This window comes from Gemmata palustris (assembly GCF_017939745.1).
Taxonomy (GTDB): Bacteria; Planctomycetota; Planctomycetia; order Gemmatales; family Gemmataceae; genus Gemmata; species Gemmata palustris.
In genome coordinates, this window is record NZ_JAGKQQ010000001.1 from 5,129,620 (window position 1) to 5,147,120 (window position 17,501).

Here is a 17,501-nt window from a genome sequence, read left to right on the forward strand (position 1 = left end):
CGGTTCACCCCAGAGTGACCTCGATGCCGGCCATGTCCTCCTGCCCGAGGCCCAGCGCGATGCGGGCGAACACCTCGTCGCGGGTCTTGTTCCGCATCTCGTAGTCCTTCAGGAACCACCAGAACCGGTACTCTACGACCTTGACGTGCCCCTTCTGGCTGTACCGCACCACGGTCACGCCGTTGTCGGCCGAGACGTTCTTGCACTGGCTCATCGCGCCGCGGAGCACGGTGACGACCTTCCCCGCGTCCTTGTCCGTGCTCACGGTCACCGCGATCGCGTCATAGGTTTCACCGCCCCGAGACAGGTTCTCCACGGTCAGCTCGGTCACCTTTCGGTTGGGCACGCTGACCACCAGCCCGTTCGTGTTCTTGAGCGCGGTCGAGCGCCACGTGAGCCCGACGACGCGGGCCGGGTCGCCGGTTCCCAGGCGCACGACGTCCCCCACCTTGAACCGGCGCTCGGCGAATATCACCACCGAACCGAGCACGTCGGCAATCATCGGTCGCGCCGCAAGCGCGATTGCAAGAGCGCCGATCGCCAGTGCGATCACGAGCGCGGTTACATCGAAGCCGAGAGTGCTGAGAACGAGCGCGACGGCGGCGATCCACGTTCCCGCCTTCAGCACCCCGCGCAGCGCGGCGAGCACCGGCGACGGGCTGCCGGCCTCGCTGCTACCGCCTCGGATCTTCCGGCCCAAAACGAACAGCAGCACGTGCGGGAGGAGTAACGCACCGAGCAGGATGATGCCGATCTTGATGCCGGTCTCGCGCATCCCGCGGATTCGGGCCGCGCGCAATTCCGCTCGCGCTTTGCCGATCTCACCGCCCGCAGCCGGGAGTTTGGTCTGCTCCGTGACCTTGCTCGCCTCGGTCGCGCTGTTGCCCGTGAGTGCTTCGACGCGCCGGGCGTTCGCGAGTGCGGCCGCGTTCAATTTGGCCACTTCATCGCGGTAGACATCCTCCTCGACTTTCAGCCCGTTTGGAGCGATCCGCGACCGGAGCCAGTCGTCCCACTTCCGCGCGCCTTCGGAGGTCGTGACGCGCTTCTCCAGAACCGTCCGCAATTTCGCGATGTCGGCGGCCTCGTGCCGGCCGAGATCGATCAAGCTCTCCAGTGCTTCCTTTTGCCGCTTCAGGATATCGGCCCGTTCGTCGTGATCGATGAGTTCCCGGTAGTCCGCAGTAAGGAGTTCGGCGGCGTCTGCACCGGCCTTCGATCGATCGAAGGCCAGGAGCCAGTCCCACTCGCCGGTATCTTTGTTCACGCGCTCGGTGGTGCGCTGGTCGAGGCGCTTCTGTTCGGCCTCCGGCCGGTCCTTGCGCGCGGTGGCGTAGTCGCCCGCGAGCTTCTTCAAATCGACGAGCAAGTTCAGCCGCTCGTTCACCCGCGCGAGCAGGTGCGTCGTCAGCGACTTGATGTTCTCGGTTTCTGGGTCGGGCTTGCGGAGCTGCTCGCGCTCCTGTCGGAGTTGGCTGATCGCGAGCGCAACGGCCCGCGCCTCAATATCGAACGGGGCACGGTCGCCCCCGTCGAATCCGCCAGAAACTTTGGCCGCATCGAGGTCCCCGCGCCCGACTCGGCGTTCAGTCTCCGTCGCGAGCGCCGTCACCTGAGCCACGAGCCGCCGAACGTCATCGAGCGTCGCCAAGTACGCGACCGCTCGCTTCTCCAGTTCGTCGAGCGCCGAGACCAGCGCGTTCACCTTCTCCTCGCGTTCGTCCAGGTTTCGCACCCGAGCCGCGAGGTGCTGTTGAACGCCCGCGAGCCGCCGGGCCGTTCGCTCCAGCGGCGCGAGCGCCTCGAACGGCTCCGTGTCGACCGGCGGGGGCGGTTCTTTGAGCGCGCCGAGCGCGGCCCGGGCCTCGGCCGCAACCCCGGACGCTTTCTGGTAATCGCCCGCATCCCCGGCAATCGCGCCCGTCTTCTCAGTAAGTGATTTGCGCGACTTGGCGAACTCGTCCGCGAGTTGCGCCGGCGTCATCACGCACGCCTGCTCATCGAACTTGAATGACGCGAGTGTGTCCGCCTGCGCGCCCTTCAGCGCGTCGAGCTTTACCGCAGCCGCGTCGGACGCAGCGCGCGCGGACGCGCGTTGCTTTTCGACCTCCGCTGAATCGCTTTTCGCTTTATCGAGAGCCGTTTGCACGTCAGCGCCGAGGGTCTTGAGTCGCGCCGCGGCGTCATCGATCGACTTTGCCCCCGCCGCATCAGGCCGTTTGCCGGCGCCCGCCTTCGCCGCTAACGGCGCCGCCGTGCGCAGGGTCCAGAGGTGATCGTCCGCAGCGCGCGCGGCACGGCCGAATTCCGCGCACGCGGTCGCGAGTGCGGCCAAAGCGTCCTTCCACGCTTCGAGGTGTTTGACGCGGGTCGCGTGGTAGTCGACCACGGCTTGCTCCGCCTTGAGAGCGGCTTCAACATCGGCCGCACGCAGCACGAGCGGAACGGGCGCGGGGGGCTTGAGATCATCGAGCCGCTGCCGGGCTTTACCCGCTTCGGCCATCTGAGCGGTGAATCGGTGGTGCGCCAATTCGTAGGCGCCCTTCCGCGCGATCCACTCCTGCGCCAACTGTTCCACGAACGCGACCACTTCGGCCGGCGCGCGGCCCGCGAGCTTCGCCTCCATTTCCTCGCGCGCCTGCGAACGATCGGTGGAAGCGGACTTGGGTGGCGGAGCCTTTTCGTCCGATCGACCGGAGCCGGGAAGTAACAGGCACACGGCGCCGAGGAGCACAGCGCCGGCGGAGAGGACCCGAGTGTGGAGCATGGTGTCTCACGGGTGCGGATCGGGTGCGCGAACGGGGCAACGGCCGGGCACCGTGAGTTTATCTATTCCACCGTGTGCCGAAAGTGCCCAAAAGGTTGCGGTTGCACCTCAACGCCCGCGGGGGTATTCCGGCTCGAAATTCGGCCGAGTCGAACCGGGGGACGTTCAGAATGGAGCGATTCCGCCGCGCGCTGTTCGCGTGGACCATCGCGGGCCTGGGGACCGCGACCGGGTGCGCAACAGATACGGGCTCCGACGGACCGAAGGAAACGGCCCGCGCACAACAGCCCGGTCGCCCCGCTCCGCGCAGTTACCCGCCGGCCCCGCCCGTGTCCCTGGCGGCGGGAAAGAACCCGCCCACGAGCGCGGCACCGGCACCCGAAACTGCACCCGCGCCGTTACCCATTAACCTCGCGACCGCGTTCAAGCTCTCGACCGCACGCCCGCTCGATGTGCAAATCGCCACACAACAAGTGACTGCGGCCGCCACGATCTATGATCGGGCGCGCGTCCTGTGGCTCTCGAACGTCTCTCTGGGTACGGATTACTCAGCGAAAACCGGGCTGCAACAGGTGGCGGCTCCCGGTGCCGCTGGGAAATCGAACCGGAACGCCTTCGTGGTCGGGTCCGGGTCGAATGCCATGTTCGCGCTCTCGGACGCGATTTACACGCCACTCGCCGCGCGCCGGGAACCTCGCCCGCGACAAACATTAAATGATCCCGCACTCGCGACCGCGGAAGCCTACTTCACCCTGCAGCAAGCGCGCGGCGATTTGGCCGGCGCGCGTGCGACCGAAGCCCGCGCAGAAGAACTCTTACGCGAGACGACCGAGCCCACCGAAGAACCCAAAGCACGGACGGAACTCGGGCGCTGGAAGCAGGCGGTTTCGACCGCACGCGAGCGCGAGCGCTTAGCCAGTGCCGAACTCGCACGTGTTCTGGGCCTCGTGCCCTCCACAATCGTCGAACCGGCCGAACCCTCATTCCTGCCGATCACGGTCATCGACCCGTCGGTGACTCTCGACGAACTTGTTCCCATCGCGCTGACCACGCGCCCCGAGTTGGCCGAGAACCAAGCCCTTGTGCGAGCCGTGCTCGTGCGCTTGAAGCAAGACAACCTCGGACCGCTCGTACCGAGCCAAGCAGTGCGAAATGTGCCCGCAAACGCGAGCGCATCGGACGGTGCTGAGCATTTCGCCATCGACGCGGGACGGCTCCGAGAGTTCGTAGCACTCGGCTTCGGCGACAAAGCACAAACGAACGAGCGCCGCGACCAACTCGAGGGCGCCACGATCGACCTGTTCCGCACGCAGGACCGCATCGCCACGGAAGTGGCTACGGCGTTCACGCACGTGCGCACTGCGGCACAACGATTGAACGCTGCGGAACCGGCATTAAGAGAGGCCCTGGAACGCGCGCCGAAGAATGCAAGTCCGCAAGAAACGACTAGCGCGATTCAGGCACTTGCACAAGCTAACACCGAGTTCTTCGCCGCTGTCGCCGATTACAACCGGGCGCAGTTCCGGCTCTATTGCGCACTCGGGCACCCGACTCAATGCCTCGCCAATCCGGTTCCGCAACTCCCGCTCGCGGTGATGCCGATCGTCCCCACGCCGGAAATGAATCCACCAGCGCAACCGGCCCCACTTGCCAACGTTCCTCAAGTGCCCGGAGGAGCACTTCCGCTACCGATCGCACCCCCGGCACCCGTGTCCCCATCGGCGCCGGTGCCCAACCCGCGGCAACCGTTGCCGGTACAAGAATGGACATCGATTCCCATGCCCGGAGTGAGCCGACCGCCGACCGTCGTTGAGGAACCGCCGCTACCTTCGACTCCACTGCCCCCGCCGGTCGTGGTACCCGAATCGGGCAATTGAATAATAATTCGATTTTTTATCTTGCCGAATTGCGGTTGATTTTCTATGAGACGTGCGTCATGGTTGATGTAGAGATCAGCGCCCCGCCCCCAGCCCGGCGAACGAACGGAGGACCGAGCGACCATGTGGAACCCACCCCCTGAGCACCCGCTGCGGCGGATGTTCGCGGGGCTCGCCGAACACGCCTTCTTCTCCCATCTCGGCGTGGCCGACCCGCCCCTCACGGACTACCTCTCCACACTGCTCACGCGCTTTATTCATAACGACGACGTGTACCGCTTGCGCGGCGCCGCCGGTCAACCGCTCACGGAGCTGACCGAAATGGTCATCGAAGCGGAGCGCTTACCGGCCGGCGGAAAGACGCGCCGCGAGTACTACCGGCACATCGGCGACTTCGCCCTGTTCTGGACCGGCGTTTACCCCGAGGCCGTAGAGCGCATCCGGTCGCGCGCGTCCAAAGACGCCTTCGTCAATTACACGACGCAGGGCAAGCGCGGGTACATGCTCACGAGCCGGATGGAAGAAGAGCAGCACCACGACGCGGAAGCCGACCTGTTCCGCCGACTGAGTGACCAGTTCGAGGTGTGCGCGCTCGGCTTGCGGAAGGTGCGCGAGGAGTGGGAAGAACTAAGCCCGTCACCGCCGACCGGTGGACTGATTAGCTGAGGTGCAAAAGAGTTTCACCGCAGAGGGCACAGGGCCGGACGGACAGGCTCACCCGCGAACGATGCAGAAGAGTTTCACCGCAGAGGGCACGAGAGGGCGCGGAGAAAAGCAAAGACCAGAATGCCTTGTTCACAATCCGGTCTTTTCTCCGCGCCCTCTCGTGCCCTCTGTGGTGAAACGCTCTTCCAAATGGCGATTTACATCACGAAGGACGTCAATTCCTGGTAAGTGAGCGGTTCGGCGAACGTTCCCCCGACGAGGAACCCGCCGTGCGACGCGGTGACGTGCGCGACCCGGACCAGCACCGTTTTGGACAACTTCTGGGTCGCGTTCGTGAGCGTGATCGCCAGGAGCGTCCCGATCTCCACCCGGCGCGTCAAAACGAGTCCGATGCCGTCGAGCGACACGTCCCGGACCTTGCCCGGTCCGAAGTTCTCCGCGACCGGCCCGACGAACCCGCACCCCGTCCCGGCGTTCACGGCCATGCGCTCGGCCGCGCGCCGGTCTTTTGCGTCTGCCATCTTCGCCCCTGTTCTCCGTTCCACCGGGCGAGCCAACCTGATCTAACGCGACCCATTCTAGCACCGGTTCGCAACAAATGCGTGCAGCCCGGGCGTTACCTTGCGGCCGCACCGACAAAGCAAAACGACACCGGGGAAGCGCTGAAGCTTCCCCGATTCGTGCGTGTCGAATCACCGCGTTTACTTCTTTTCCTGGCGCGCGGAACGCTCACGGCACCGCCGACCGCGGTGACCTCATCAGTGAGGCGGAACCACGACCGGCGGGGTTGCTCCCGACCGCCTCACTGATGAGGTCACCGCGGTCGAAAGCGGTGCTGGAACAGCGGTCCCCGAGGTGTTTGGAAGAGCAGGCGCTCGGACGACGCAACATCGTCCTGTGGGAAACCCACGAGCTAAACGCAATACCCGACACGTTGGGTGCAGTTCTAACCGCAAACGCGCCGCGCTGCAAGCAGCGGGATTCACTCACCCGCGAAGGGCGATCCTTCGAGCACGATCAATTTGGAGATCCACACGAGCGGCTTCGTGTTGTGAACCGCGTACTCGACACTGATGCCGGCGGGAAGAATGGCGCGGCTGTAGCTGGTCGCGTCCAGAGCCCGGTAGTTGTGAAACGGGTCGCCCCACTCGCGCGGGCGCGTTTCGAGCGATTGAATGATCTGCCAGTAAACTGCTGCGAGCAGCGCCCGCAGATCCAGTTGCTCGGCCCGCGCGGTGAGTTGTTCGAGTTGCTCCACGGCCTTTCCGACCAGCCCAACAGAGAACCGGGGCGATTCCGGGCTCATCGCTTCTCCAACCGGCGGACCAGTTGCTCGATGAACGGCCGGGCCGGAGTCGCGCTCGCGAGGTCTTCCGCGGTCAACGGCGTGGCGTTCCGAGCGAGTTCGCCGAGGTACAGCGTCTTGAACTGATCTCGCTCGGCGTGGGCGTCGTCCAATTGCCGGCGCAGGCGCTCGTTCTCGCGCAACAACTCGGCGAGGAGTTGGTCTGGCGTCATCGGGGGCGGATTGAGCGCCGCGTTCGGGTCCACCGACATTGCGAGCTCCGTGAGGCCGCGGGGCGTGGGAAACTGTTTTAGAATTGTACCACGGCCCCGCGGCGGATCGAAGCGCCGCTATCACTCCTTTGGCGGGGTGAAGTCGGCGATGTAGATTTGGGCCGCCTTGCCGCCCTCGCGGGACGAGGTCCACATCACCTTCGTGCAGTCCGGGCTGAAAACCGGGAGCACGTCCTGGCCGGGCGCGAAGGTGATCCGCGCCTTCTTGCCCGATTCGGTGTCCATCCAGTGCAGGTCGTAGTTGGGCGGGGCCAGCGGGTTCGAGTGGTCCGCGCCGGTGTAGATGATGTGCTTGTTGTCCTTGTACCAGTACGGCGCCCAGAACACCCACTTGTCATCGGCCGTGAGCGCCTTCTCGCCGGTGCCGTCGCTGTTGATGACGTAGAGCTGGAGGCGGTCCTTTTCTTTGCGGTCGGCGCGGAACACGACCTTCTTCCCGTCCGGGCTGAAGAACGGGCCGCCGTTGTAGCAGTTGGGCGCATCCGTGATGCGCTTCGCGTTCGTGCCGTCGGCGCTCATCGTGAACAGTTGCACGTTGCCGGCGTTGCCCGCGCTGTACACGATCCGCTTACCGTCCGCGGAATAACTCCCCTCGGCGGTGTACACTTTCGCGTCCGGGGTGAGGCACTTCAGGCCCGTCCCGTCGAGGTTCGCTTCGTAGATCTTCATGTGCGGGTCGAAGTCCCACGAGTACCGGCGGCGCACGCCCTTCTTCTTGTCGTCCTCGCGCTGCTTGTACTCGGCCTCCTGGTGCTTCTTCGCGTCCGGGTCGCCGTGGCTGGACGCGAAAAGAACCTTCTTACCGTCGGGGTGGAAGTAGCCGCAAGTGGTGCGCCCGATTCCGGGACTGATGCGCGTGGCTTTGCCCGTCTTCAGGTCCATGATGAAGATCTGGTAGAACGGGTTGCCCGTGTCCTTCTCTTCGGCCTGGAAGATGATCTTCGCACCGTCCGGCGCGAAGTAGCCCTCGCCGGCCCGCACGAAGTCGGTCGTGAGCTGTTTGATGTTCTTCAGGTGCGCGGTTTCGGCGGCCTTCCAGTCGTCCGGCTCGGCCCCCGGAGCGAGCGCGAGGGAGAGCAGTAGCACGTTCATGCGGCGTGTCCTTTTGGGTAAGCGCGAACCAATCGCGGTTCAGTGTATCATTCCTGGAAGTGGGAAGTACACCGGCGTTCTTGGCGCCCCGCCGCTCGCGAGCACGTGGTATGAACGAGCCGAAACCGACCCCCTGCGGCCTGTGCGGGCGCGGGTTCTCGCGGGCCGCTCTCACGCAGCACCACTGCCTGCCGAAGTCCAAGGGCGGCACGAGTGAAGACCTCGCGATGATCTGCTCGCAGTGCCACGGCATGGTCCACGCGACCTACACCAACGCGACGCTCGCGGCCGTGTACCCGACGATTGAAGCACTGCGAAAAGCGCCCGAGTTGATCGCGTTCATCAAGTGGGTGCGCAAGCAGCCGGTCACGAGCCGGAAGCGCAACAAGGAGCGCCGGCAGAAGCTGTGACGCAGTGCGGACGCGGAGCGCGGGGTCCGACCCCTCACACCCCGTGCGGCAGTTCGATCACCGTACCCTGTCCCCTCCCTATCTGCGTGCTGGCGTTGAGAAAGAGGGTGCCGTCGATCTCCGATCGCCCGGCGGCTTCGTAAATGTGGCCGAACACATCGTCCGAGCCGCGGGGCGCGCATCGGCCCGTCACCGCGTTTGATCTACTCTGCTCGTCTTCACCCTCTGCCCGAGAACCCGCACTTCAGGCCACCGGCGCAGCGCTCACCGCACCGACCCGCGTACCGTTCACGAACACCGTGACCGTTCCCGCGCGCCACGTACTCGTGATGAGCAGGCCCGATGGGAGCGGGGGCAGAGGGGTGCGGAAGGAGACCTCGTCGGACTCGTCGGACACGCGCACCTCGAGTTCGCCGTTGGGGTGCTTCGTGGCCGCGACTCTCACGCCCTCCGGGGACGGGAGCGAGGGACCGAATTCGCAAACCTGATCGTCGGTTGCCCAGGTCGGGGACGGAGCGGGCGAAGTGAACGTGATGGTGCCGGTACCTTCGGCGAAAACCATGTGACGTACTCCAGGGGTGGCAGGCCGCAGAGAGGAGGGAGAGAAACTTACCGTACCGGCCCTGAAATGCGGGCACAAGGGCCTAGTATTCGCCCCGAAGAACGAAGTTTCCTCTCCTGAAGGAATCACACCCCAACTTTGGCGGGATCAGAATCCCGCACCGGTATCCCGGTTGCGTTCGGGTTAAATCTCAAACAAAACCGGCGCTAAGCCGGCGCTCGAGAACTTGAAGAAGGTCACCGAAAAGTAGGAAAGAATGTCGCCCCCGGATGGCTGTGTGGCTCGAGATGGTACGTGCGGCACGGTATTGGTTATTGGTGAAGGAATAGCGGAGCGATACGCTGTGTCGACACCCGTGTTTACTGTGCGGCAATCGTCGCACAGTAAATAGCGATTAGACGTTGAAGAGACCTGCTAATGGTTGACGTACTCGAGACCGAGCCATCGGCCGCGCGCGAGTTGGCGTATGTCCTCGGCCGGCTAGCCGTTGTGCTTTTGCTCGTGGTGGGGTGTACCGTGACCCCACTCGTCGTGGCGAAGGTCGTCAACCCGTGGGTCGGGGTGGCAACGGCGATCGGATCATTCTGGGTGTGGGGTCGGTTCGGACCGCCCCCGATGCCGGGCCTCGTGTCGGGCGGCGTGTGTTTGTCGGGGCACATGTCCATCTTCTTCGTACTGGTGAGGTGTGTCGCGCTGGCCGTGTAACTTCCGCACCTAACGCTTCCGCCCTCGGCACGACGGCCGGGCACAAGGGGGACAACCCAGCCGGCTTCACGTCTTTGCTCGCTGACCAGCACGCAGTTCGTTCACGATGACATCACCAACGACCGCCGGGTTGCGCGCCGACGCTCTTCCAAGTAGAGTCTTGAATTGACGCGACTATGCGGTTAGCATTCGACTCCGATCCACACATGCAAGTCGCTAAAGCGATTTGAACCTACCCCGAACCGCCCACCAGGGGGGCACATGCTTTCTGCCGGTGTCGCTTATCTTCTTTGGTTCGGGTGCCTTTTTGGTCTGTGCGGGATTCACCGCTTCTACGCGGGCAAGCCCCTCACGGGTCTCCTCTGGCTGTTCACGCTCGGTCTGTTGGGGGTGGGGCAACTCATCGACCTTCTCCTCATTCCGTCAATGATCGCGAACGCGAACGCGCAGAACGGGTACGGGTATGGCAACCGCAACACGAACACCGTAATTGTGAACGTAAACAATAGCCGGCGTGGGCAGTACGACGACGATGACGACGATCGGCCGCGCCGGAGGCGCAGCCGTTACGATGATGACGACGACGATGACCGGCCCCGTCGAAGGCAGAACCGGGATTAGGCATGACCACGCCGGATTCAAATGGAATCGGGCGGACCACTCCGAGAGCGGAAGAACAGAGTGGACAGGGAGTGATTCCCGTGCGCTGCGACTGAATCGTTGAAGTTGCCGGAAGATGAGGTGACGGAAAGCCCGTGGTCGGAGAGTTGATGAAAAGCCATCGGGAAGTAGGACGGCTCTGTATTCCTGTGGCAGTGCCGACATTCGGGATCACTGCCACAGTCTGAATTCGAGCGTGCGGGGCGGGATCTTCGATCTGGTGTTGGGTAAGCGTCGAGGTGGTAGTAAAGAACAGCGCCGGTGGGGTCCACGCACCGGCGCTGGCGCCGCACGTCCCCTTAACGCACGACGGTTAAACCTAACCGTCCATCCGCGCCGGTACAATGGCACCCGGACATTTCCACGACTAATTGTCACTCCGTTCCGTCACCTGAGTTCGCCTATTATTCCTCGCCCTCAAGGGCCTTCTGGTGACAAAGAAGTTGAGCGACGGAACCTCGTGCGACCGCTGCCTTAAGTTAAGGCGCAAATACCCGGCAAACCCGTGCAATGTCTGCCGGGGTCGCACGCACGCGGCGCTCGAAATATGAGCTGATATCGAGGACGGGTATAGGGTTACGTACCGAACCCCGGCCGGTACGATTTCGGCCACCGGGTCCAGTGGACGTCCCGGCCCCCCGTCAGGTCTTCGACGTACATGATGTACGCCCCCGGCGGGAGAAGGCGCGGGATGGCCTCCAGGTCGCCCTCGACGTCAACGGTCGCCACGTCAGCGCCCCCGTGGTGCTGGGTGGATGGCTTCAGGCTGTAGCGAACGCGATAGGTCTGGGACACGGTCTAACCTCGGAGGGGCCGTGCAAGGTACCGCAAAAACGAATCGGAAGCGCGGCGAGTTGTCACACACTGCCGCACCCGTGTGTCGAGTCGGAACGCGAGGAAGCACGGCGACAGCCCCCGCGTTCGATGAACGCCCCGCTTAGGAAACAACACGGAAGCGCCGGGGCGGTCGGCGCTCGGGTCATCGAGTTCCCTCGGAACCGAGGCGCGGGGCACTCGGGCGCCCGGCCACCTCGGGCTCGAACCCGTGGTTCGGGGCCGATTGAAGGAAATCGTCGATCATCCGCTGGAGCACCACGGGCACGGTCTGGTGCGCCCGAGCGGCCATGCCCTCCAGGGCCACGAGTTGACGCGCGGGCAGCAACAACTGGAGCTCGATGTTGTCGGGCACGCCCGAAACCGGCCACCCGACCATAGTTCCCTCTTGACCCGTCATACCGCGGCCCTGCCTTTCGGTGTTGAGGGCGACTGTAATCCGTTACCGGAACTCGGTTCCCGGAAGCGCGCTCGGGTCGGAATCGCAGTGTGCGATCCGGATTCGCATTGTCCTTCGAGCGGCGGCGCCGACGGTTCGGGGCGCGGGCGGAGCCCTTAGTCCGGTTCCGGGCCCCCTGTAGCGAGCCGCTTAGTAGTGGGCGCGGCTCGTTCGACCCGCTTAGTAGTGGGCGTCCCCGGGTGCGCGGCGGAATTTCCGGCTCGCCTCGACGGGCAGGTGCGCTTTTGGATTGGCCTCGCTCACTGTGAGCGTTAGCCCGTTTGCGATCTGCCCGTTCATCCCGGCGATGGCGTCCCGGGCCTCTTGTTCGGTTCCCATCTCGACGAACCCAAAACCCCTCGACCGGGCGGTTCCCTGGTCCATCGCCACTACCGCCAACCGGACGCTCCCGTAGGGGCGGAACATCCCCCGCAGTTGGACGTCCGTCACGTCAGAGCCGAGGTTCCCGACGTGCAACTTGTTGTTCACGGTCTCACACCTTACTGGACCCGAAGGTCCGAAAGCGGGGCACGGGATCAGGCGCCCGCGCCAACTGGGGCAGATGCGCACCGACTGCGCACGCGCTCTTTGCGGCAGTGACGGTTTGGCGATCTTGGGGTCGTGAGGTGTCAGCTCAGGAGAGGGCCAAGAGCAGTCAAATCGGGTTCGCGGCGGAAGTGGTGCCGACTGCGGTCGGGAGAAAATGATCCCCGCCTACAACGATCATACGCGACGGGCGGTCCGTCCCGCGCGCGATTCCCGCATTTCGCACATCGGTGGCCGACACCCGCACAGCCCAACCGCGACGGGACGATCGCTCATCACGGGTGTCGGACCCGCGTATCCGGTCGCGAGTCCATCTCGAACGGATGAGGCGACCGATCGGCCCGGAATCACAGTTCTCGAGCCGACCACGGATGAAACAGCGGCTACGGCTTACCCCCGCCCGGGAGGGCGCCACCGTTGCCCGCGGGCGCCGGCGGGGCTTCCTGCACCTTCCAGCCCTTAATCTCCTCGTACTGGAAGTGCTTCGCGTCGACGCCCTGAACATCCAATTCCGGGTCTTTGAAGTTCCACACTTCGGTATCGCCGTTCGGCTTGAACATGCGCACCTGGGCCGGCAGGTACGAGATTTTCGCTGTCTTCGCCCCCGGGCCGTAGAGGGCCAACTGGAGAGACGTGAACTCGCGCTGGTCCTTGCCCAGGCGCGGCGTGATGTCCAGGTAAACGTAGTTCTCGTCGGTCTTGTTCAGCGCGACGTTGAACCGCGTCTTCACGTCCCGGGCCTTCATTCCGAAGAGGAAGTCGATCATCAGGTTGTCCGCACCGGCACCGGCTTGCGGGATCTTGAACGCGGTAATGGTCTTGGCGACCCCGTTGTACACGTAAACGGCTTTCCCGTCGCAGATGTACGCCTCGTAGTCCGTCTTCGTCGCGTCACCGATGTTATCGAGCCGGAGCCGCGCGAAAGCCGGTTTCATACAGAGCGCGGTACCACTGAATTTGGTCGTCTTCTTGAACACCGCGTCGGTGCGTGCCAGTTCGATCTTGGTGTGCAAGTTGACCACGTTCGCCATCCGCTTTTCCCACTCGGCGAGGTGCGGATCGAGTTTGGGATCGGACTTCGGCACCGGCGGATCGGGTTGCGCGGCCACGGGTTGCCCGGTGACCGGTGTGCCGGTTACTGCGGGAGGTTGCGCCCAGCCCACCGAGCCGGCGACCAGCACGATACTCAACGCGGAACCGCTGAATCGCATATGTTCTCCCAACTCGACAATCGCCCCAATCACCGCCCATTGCAATTAATGGACGATTCTTTGCGAACTCGAGTTCGGGTATAACGTCGGACCGGACCACTAAAAAGATGACCTCACCGCGCGAACCGTCAAACGGCCACGAGATGAGGTCACGAAGATGTGTTGAATACCCGCTCGTTAACACTCGCGGTTCGCCCAAGCCTCTTCTCTTGGCGAACCGCGAGTGTTAACGAGCGGTTGGTGTAGCACTGCGGCTCAACAGCCCGCCAGAGCGCTTGCAGCACCCAGTTACTTCCCGATCGCGTAGAGCGCCTTGTCGGTGCGAATGTAGATGCGGCCGTTGGCGATCGCGGGGGTGCCGAGCGAGCCGTCGCCGAGGTCGTTGGTGGCGAGCGGCTCGTACTCGTCGGCCTTCGCACTCACCACGGTGCAGAGGCCCGTTTCGTTCAGGAAGTACACCTTTCCGTCGCCCGCGACCGGCGACGCCGAGTACGCGCCCTTCAATCGCTCCTTGTAAATCACTTTGCCGGTCTTCGCGCTCGTACACACCGCGAGTCCCTGGCTGCCGATCGTGAACACCCGGCCGTCGTACACGACCGGCGACGGGTACCCGGTCTGCATGTCCTTCGCGTTCCACTCGGGCTTCTCGGCCACGCCCTTCTCGTCGATCTTGAACTTGCTCACGCCCGCCACCGGGAGGTACAGCGCGTCGCCGTCAACCACGCCAACGGGGATGGCCCCACCACCGCCCTTAAACGTCCACCGGTCCGCCCCGCTCGTAGCGTCGTAAGCGGTCAAGCCCTTTGGCCCGGCGAAGAGCAATTCGGTGGTCGATCCGACCTGGCGCACGAGCGGCGTGGTCCAGTTGATCTCCCGCGGGCGCTCGGTCTTCCACACGTTCTTGCCGTACTTCGTGTCCACGGCCGCGAGGAACGATTCCCCCGCGTTGTCCATCGGCACGATGAGTTTGCCCGTCACCAAAATCGGTGACGCGGCCATCCCGACGGCGTTCGTGATGGTCGGGTAATCGCTGACGAGGGACCGGTACCAGCGCAGGGTGCCGTCTTTGTCAAACGCGGCCAAATCGCCGGTACCGAACAGCGCGTAAACGCCGGTCTCGTCCGCGACCGGGGTGTTCGCGGCCATACCCGATTTCGGGTGGCACGCGGTGCTCCCCGTGGCCTGCAACTGGCGGTGCCAGAGCTGTTTGCCGCTCTCCGCGTCGAAGCACAAAACGTGCAGCCGGTCGCCCCGCGTACCGGACGCACACGTCACGTACACGCGGTCGCCGACCACGACGGGCGACGACACCCCGCGCGCCGGGAGCGCGGCCTTCCACTTGAAGCCCTTATCCTTTGACCACTCCGACGGCAGGTTCTTGTCCGCGGACACGCCGGCCGCGTTCGGGCCGCGGAACTGCGGCCAGTCCGTCGCGAAGAGTGCGGAGGGGAGTGCGAGCGCGACCGCGGAAACCAGAAGATTGCGAATCACTTCTTCTCCTCCTTCGATTCCGGGAGCCAGCCGAGCTTGTGCGTCTGTGCCTTGCCATCAACGATGACCTTCTGCTCCAGCGGGAGCGGGCCACCGGTCGCGTCGCACACGCGCACCTGGAACTGCCAAACTTGTGCCCACTCTTCCCGCTGGTTGTTCTGACACACCTTCAGCAGAATCACGTTCTCGCCCTTCTGAAGCGTGCCCTTGCCGATGTTCGCATCGAACGGCGCGCCGTGGTGATATTCCTCACGGGCGAACAGTTTCTTGCCGTTGAGGAAGATCTGAACCGCGGTCGGGCTGGTCACGCGGATCTCGGCCGGCGTCTCGGCCCCTGCAACAACGATCGCCCGCGCGTAGGTCACGGCGTCCTTGTGCTTGTCGAGCATCTTATTCAGGTCGAACGTGCCGGACTTATCGGTGGTGGTGACCGCCCCCCACTTCAGCTCCTTATCCCCCTTGCCCTTAAATTTGCCCTCCATGTCCTTTGCACTCTCAGGAGGGTAGACGGTGGCGAACCCCTTCCCCGCGGTACTGTCGAACGGGCCGATCAGGGCCGCGTGGGTGACGAACCCGAAGTGCTCGCTGACGCTGACCTTCCCGCCCTTCTCCTCGATCTTCTTCGCGAGCAGTTCCACCTGGTCCTGGTCGCGCGTGAACGCGAAGAGCTTCTCCAGATCGGCCCGAATGCTCGCGGGCGCGGTCTTCTCCAGGGCGCCCAGTTGGTGATCGATCGCGTCGCGGCGCAGGTCGGGCGACTTGTCATCAAGGAACCCCGGCAGGAGCCGGCTCTTGGCCACAGCATCCTGCGCGACGAGCAGTTCGTAGGCCACGAGCCGCGCACTCGCCGCGTTCTTCGTGTCCTTCACGAACGCTTCGAGCTTGCCAGCCGGTAGTGGGCGGTTCGCGGCCTTCTCGCTTTCGGTGATCGCCTCCACCGCGGTGCGGAGCCAGTTGGCCGCAGTGGGATTGGTGTCGTCGAACGCTTCGAGCGTTGGCAGGAGCGCGGACGCGCCTTTGCCGACGAGCGTCTTCCACGCGGGGCCGGCGTCCTCGTTCCCGCGCCCCTCTTTCGTCACCGCCTTGAGCGCGGTCAGCGAGCGAGTCGTGTCGTCGTCCGCAGCGCGCGCGGGAGTGAGCGCGAGCGCGGCACCGAGTACCACGACCGCGGCCGTGATGCAGGTCCATCGCTGCATAAATCCTCCTCAATAAGAACGCAGAACGTGATTACTGTGAGGGATTCGGGCGGGCGGGTCAAGGCTGTGCGCGGAGAACCGCGACGAGAAATGCGATCACACCAACGGCGTTCGCGTGGCCGCGGACTGTTCCATCTTTTGGCGCAGGTCGGAGAAGTACGCGGTCAGTTCGTCGGCGGACTTCACCTTTCCCTTCGAGCACGACTTGGTCGAACAGCCCTTCTTCTCGCCGTCACCGCTGTCCGTGCCGCACGAGGAACAGCCCCCGCCCTCGGTACCACAGCCGGGCTTACCGCAAGTCGTGGCCGGTGGGGGCGGGTCTTTCGTAATCGCCGTTTGCGAGAGATCGAGCAACCGAACGGACAGACCGAATCGCGCCGAGAGGTCGCCGAACAGTGAGGTCGCGTCGCAGGCGTCCCACGCGAGGCCGTGCAGAATGAGGTGGTCGTCGAGCGTGAGTTCCGCGTCCACGAACGTGAGCGGCAGCCCGCACTCGGACGCGGCCGCGTTCGCCGCCGCGAGCAGTTCGGATTCGCGCCCGGGAAACGCAGCGGTGCGCGAATCGTCTTCGTCCGTTGCGATACGGAGCAGTTCGCCCTCGGTGGAAAGCGCAGAAGTGAACTTCTCGCCCGGCTCGCACAGCACCACGCCCGGCTCGATGCCGCGCGGCCCGCGCACGATCACGCGCGCGCTGCGCGGGTGCGCGGCGGTCGAGGTGAACCGGCCGACGAACCCGGACCGGCCGAACTGTACGAGGGCTGAGAGTGTCACTGCGCGGCTTCCTGCTCGAACCCGAAGAACTCACGCATGTTCTTGTCGTACTCGTGCTGGCCGCCCTCGGAGCTGAGGTCGAGGCGCAGCTCGTTCACCACTTTCACGCTCAAGTCCTTCAACCACAGCGTCCAGCACGCGGAACAGATTTCCTGGTGAATGCGCAGCCCGATCGCGTCGGGAACCGGCGGCTTGTCGAGTTGCCGGGCGCGCTTGCCCTCCATGCACCCGGGCCGCTCGCACCGGAACCCGGTCCCGGGGGTGCCGTCGTCCACCGGGGCCGCCACTTCCTTCTTGGGGATCGGCGCGCCGAGTTGCTCCAGGTGCTTCGCCATCGCGTCACGCGGCACGCGGTCGCCGCGGTCGTCCGCGATCGCCCAGCCCTTCGTGAAGACCTCGATCGCCTCGTCCTTGCGGTCGAGCTTCAGCAGGCTCTCGCCGAGGAACTTGAACGCGGTGGAAAACTCCGGGGTGATTTCGAGCGTGCGCCGGAAGCACTTCACCGCGTCCTCGAACTGCCCGTCTTCGAGCAGGAACTGACCGAGCCGGTAGTGCGCGAGGTCGTTCTCGGGGTCTTCCTGCGCCATGTTGCGGAAGCGAGCGATCTGGTCGGCAAGGTTGTTCATGAGTCGCGGATCAGTTAAGTGTGCGAAATCAGAGGTGAGGGTATTGTACGCACAGAAGGAAAGAACCTAA

19 protein-coding genes are annotated in these 17,501 nt (G+C 64.5%); 5 read left to right on the forward strand and 14 right to left on the reverse strand.

Annotation, left to right across the window (positions count from 1 at the left end):
• Positions 1-4: 4 nt before the first annotated feature.
• Entirely contained in the window at positions 5-2,767 is a 2,763-nt protein-coding gene (locus tag J8F10_RS21080; RefSeq protein ID WP_210657107.1) for a mechanosensitive ion channel family protein, read from the reverse strand.
• A 170-nt stretch (positions 2,768-2,937) separates the two neighbouring features.
• Here J8F10_RS21080 and J8F10_RS21085 point away from each other — a divergent pair, with 170 nt between their 5' ends.
• On the forward strand, positions 2,938-4,644 hold the full coding sequence (locus J8F10_RS21085) for a TolC family protein (protein ID WP_210657109.1): 1,707 nt from the start codon (positions 2,938-2,940) through the stop codon (positions 4,642-4,644).
• A gap of 123 nt (positions 4,645-4,767) precedes the next feature.
• Positions 4,768-5,310: a hypothetical protein gene (locus J8F10_RS21090; RefSeq protein ID WP_210657111.1), complete on the forward strand. Its 543-nt coding sequence runs from the start codon at positions 4,768-4,770 to the stop codon at positions 5,308-5,310.
• Positions 5,311-5,507: 197 nt separating this feature from the next.
• On the opposite strand, the gene J8F10_RS21095 is transcribed toward J8F10_RS21090, so the two are convergent.
• From J8F10_RS21095 to J8F10_RS21110, 4 genes are all read right to left on the reverse strand, one after another.
• Positions 5,508-5,831 carry a PilZ domain-containing protein gene (locus J8F10_RS21095; protein ID WP_210657113.1) on the reverse strand — a complete coding sequence of 108 codons (324 nt, stop codon included), beginning with the start codon at positions 5,829-5,831 and terminating at the stop codon, positions 5,508-5,510.
• 461 nt (positions 5,832-6,292) lie between these two features.
• On the reverse strand, positions 6,293-6,616 hold the full coding sequence (locus tag J8F10_RS21100) for a hypothetical protein (protein ID WP_210657115.1): 324 nt from the start codon (positions 6,614-6,616) through the stop codon (positions 6,293-6,295).
• Positions 6,613-6,867 carry a hypothetical protein gene (locus J8F10_RS21105; protein ID WP_210657118.1) on the reverse strand — a complete coding sequence of 85 codons (255 nt, stop codon included), beginning with the start codon at positions 6,865-6,867 and terminating at the stop codon, positions 6,613-6,615. Before J8F10_RS21105 ends, J8F10_RS21100 begins: the two co-directional genes overlap by 4 nt.
• 81 nt (positions 6,868-6,948) lie before the next feature.
• On the reverse strand, positions 6,949-7,980 hold the full coding sequence (locus J8F10_RS21110) for a TolB family protein (RefSeq protein WP_210657120.1): 1,032 nt from the start codon (positions 7,978-7,980) through the stop codon (positions 6,949-6,951).
• 110 nt (positions 7,981-8,090) lie between these two features.
• On the opposite strand from J8F10_RS21110, the gene J8F10_RS21115 reads away from it, so the two are divergent.
• Complete coding sequence (locus J8F10_RS21115) at positions 8,091-8,390, forward strand: HNH endonuclease (protein WP_210657122.1); 300 nt, start codon at positions 8,091-8,093, stop codon at positions 8,388-8,390.
• Positions 8,391-8,634: 244 nt separating this feature from the next.
• Here the strand turns inward: J8F10_RS21115 and J8F10_RS21120 are convergent, their stop codons facing one another.
• A complete protein-coding gene (locus J8F10_RS21120; protein ID WP_210657124.1) occupies positions 8,635-8,952 on the reverse strand; it encodes a hypothetical protein in 318 nt (105 codons plus the stop codon).
• 417 nt (positions 8,953-9,369) lie between these two features.
• Here J8F10_RS21120 and J8F10_RS21125 point away from each other — a divergent pair, with 417 nt between their 5' ends.
• Positions 9,370-9,657, forward strand: a complete 288-nt coding sequence (locus J8F10_RS21125; protein ID WP_210657126.1) for a hypothetical protein — start codon at positions 9,370-9,372, stop codon at positions 9,655-9,657.
• 261 nt (positions 9,658-9,918) lie between these two features.
• Positions 9,919-10,278 (forward strand): NINE protein, encoded by a 360-nt coding sequence (locus J8F10_RS21130; protein WP_210657128.1) that lies wholly within the window; start codon positions 9,919-9,921, stop codon positions 10,276-10,278.
• Positions 10,279-10,893: 615 nt separating this feature from the next.
• Here the strand turns inward: J8F10_RS21130 and J8F10_RS21135 are convergent.
• The 8 genes from J8F10_RS21135 to J8F10_RS21170 all read right to left on the reverse strand — a co-directional run bounded on the left by J8F10_RS21135 (position 10,894) and on the right by J8F10_RS21170 (position 17,431).
• A complete protein-coding gene (locus J8F10_RS21135) occupies positions 10,894-11,112 on the reverse strand; it encodes a hypothetical protein (protein ID WP_210657130.1) in 219 nt (72 codons plus the stop codon).
• 184 nt (positions 11,113-11,296) lie between these two features.
• On the reverse strand, positions 11,297-11,530 hold the full coding sequence (locus J8F10_RS21140; RefSeq protein ID WP_210657132.1) for a hypothetical protein: 234 nt from the start codon (positions 11,528-11,530) through the stop codon (positions 11,297-11,299).
• Positions 11,531-11,770: 240 nt separating this feature from the next.
• Positions 11,771-12,079 carry an RNA recognition motif domain-containing protein gene (locus J8F10_RS21145; RefSeq protein ID WP_210657134.1) on the reverse strand — a complete coding sequence of 103 codons (309 nt, stop codon included), beginning with the start codon at positions 12,077-12,079 and terminating at the stop codon, positions 11,771-11,773.
• A gap of 440 nt (positions 12,080-12,519) precedes the next feature.
• Positions 12,520-13,347, reverse strand: a complete 828-nt coding sequence (locus tag J8F10_RS21150; RefSeq protein ID WP_210657136.1) for a TIGR03009 domain-containing protein — start codon at positions 13,345-13,347, stop codon at positions 12,520-12,522.
• Between the two features lie 288 nt (positions 13,348-13,635).
• On the reverse strand, positions 13,636-14,838 hold the full coding sequence (locus tag J8F10_RS21155; RefSeq protein WP_210657138.1) for an outer membrane protein assembly factor BamB family protein: 1,203 nt from the start codon (positions 14,836-14,838) through the stop codon (positions 13,636-13,638).
• Entirely contained in the window at positions 14,835-16,034 is a 1,200-nt protein-coding gene (locus J8F10_RS21160) for a hypothetical protein (protein ID WP_210657140.1), read from the reverse strand. The genes J8F10_RS21155 and J8F10_RS21160 overlap by 4 nt, the downstream gene beginning before the upstream one ends.
• 96 nt (positions 16,035-16,130) lie before the next feature.
• Positions 16,131-16,805, reverse strand: a complete 675-nt coding sequence (locus J8F10_RS21165) for a hypothetical protein (RefSeq protein WP_210657142.1) — start codon at positions 16,803-16,805, stop codon at positions 16,131-16,133.
• The gene (locus J8F10_RS21170) at positions 16,802-17,431 is read right to left on the reverse strand and encodes a tetratricopeptide repeat protein (protein ID WP_210657145.1); all 630 of its coding nucleotides are present in this window, start codon (positions 17,429-17,431) and stop codon (positions 16,802-16,804) included. The genes J8F10_RS21165 and J8F10_RS21170 overlap by 4 nt, the downstream gene beginning before the upstream one ends.
• Between the last annotated feature and the right edge of the window lie 70 nt (positions 17,432-17,501).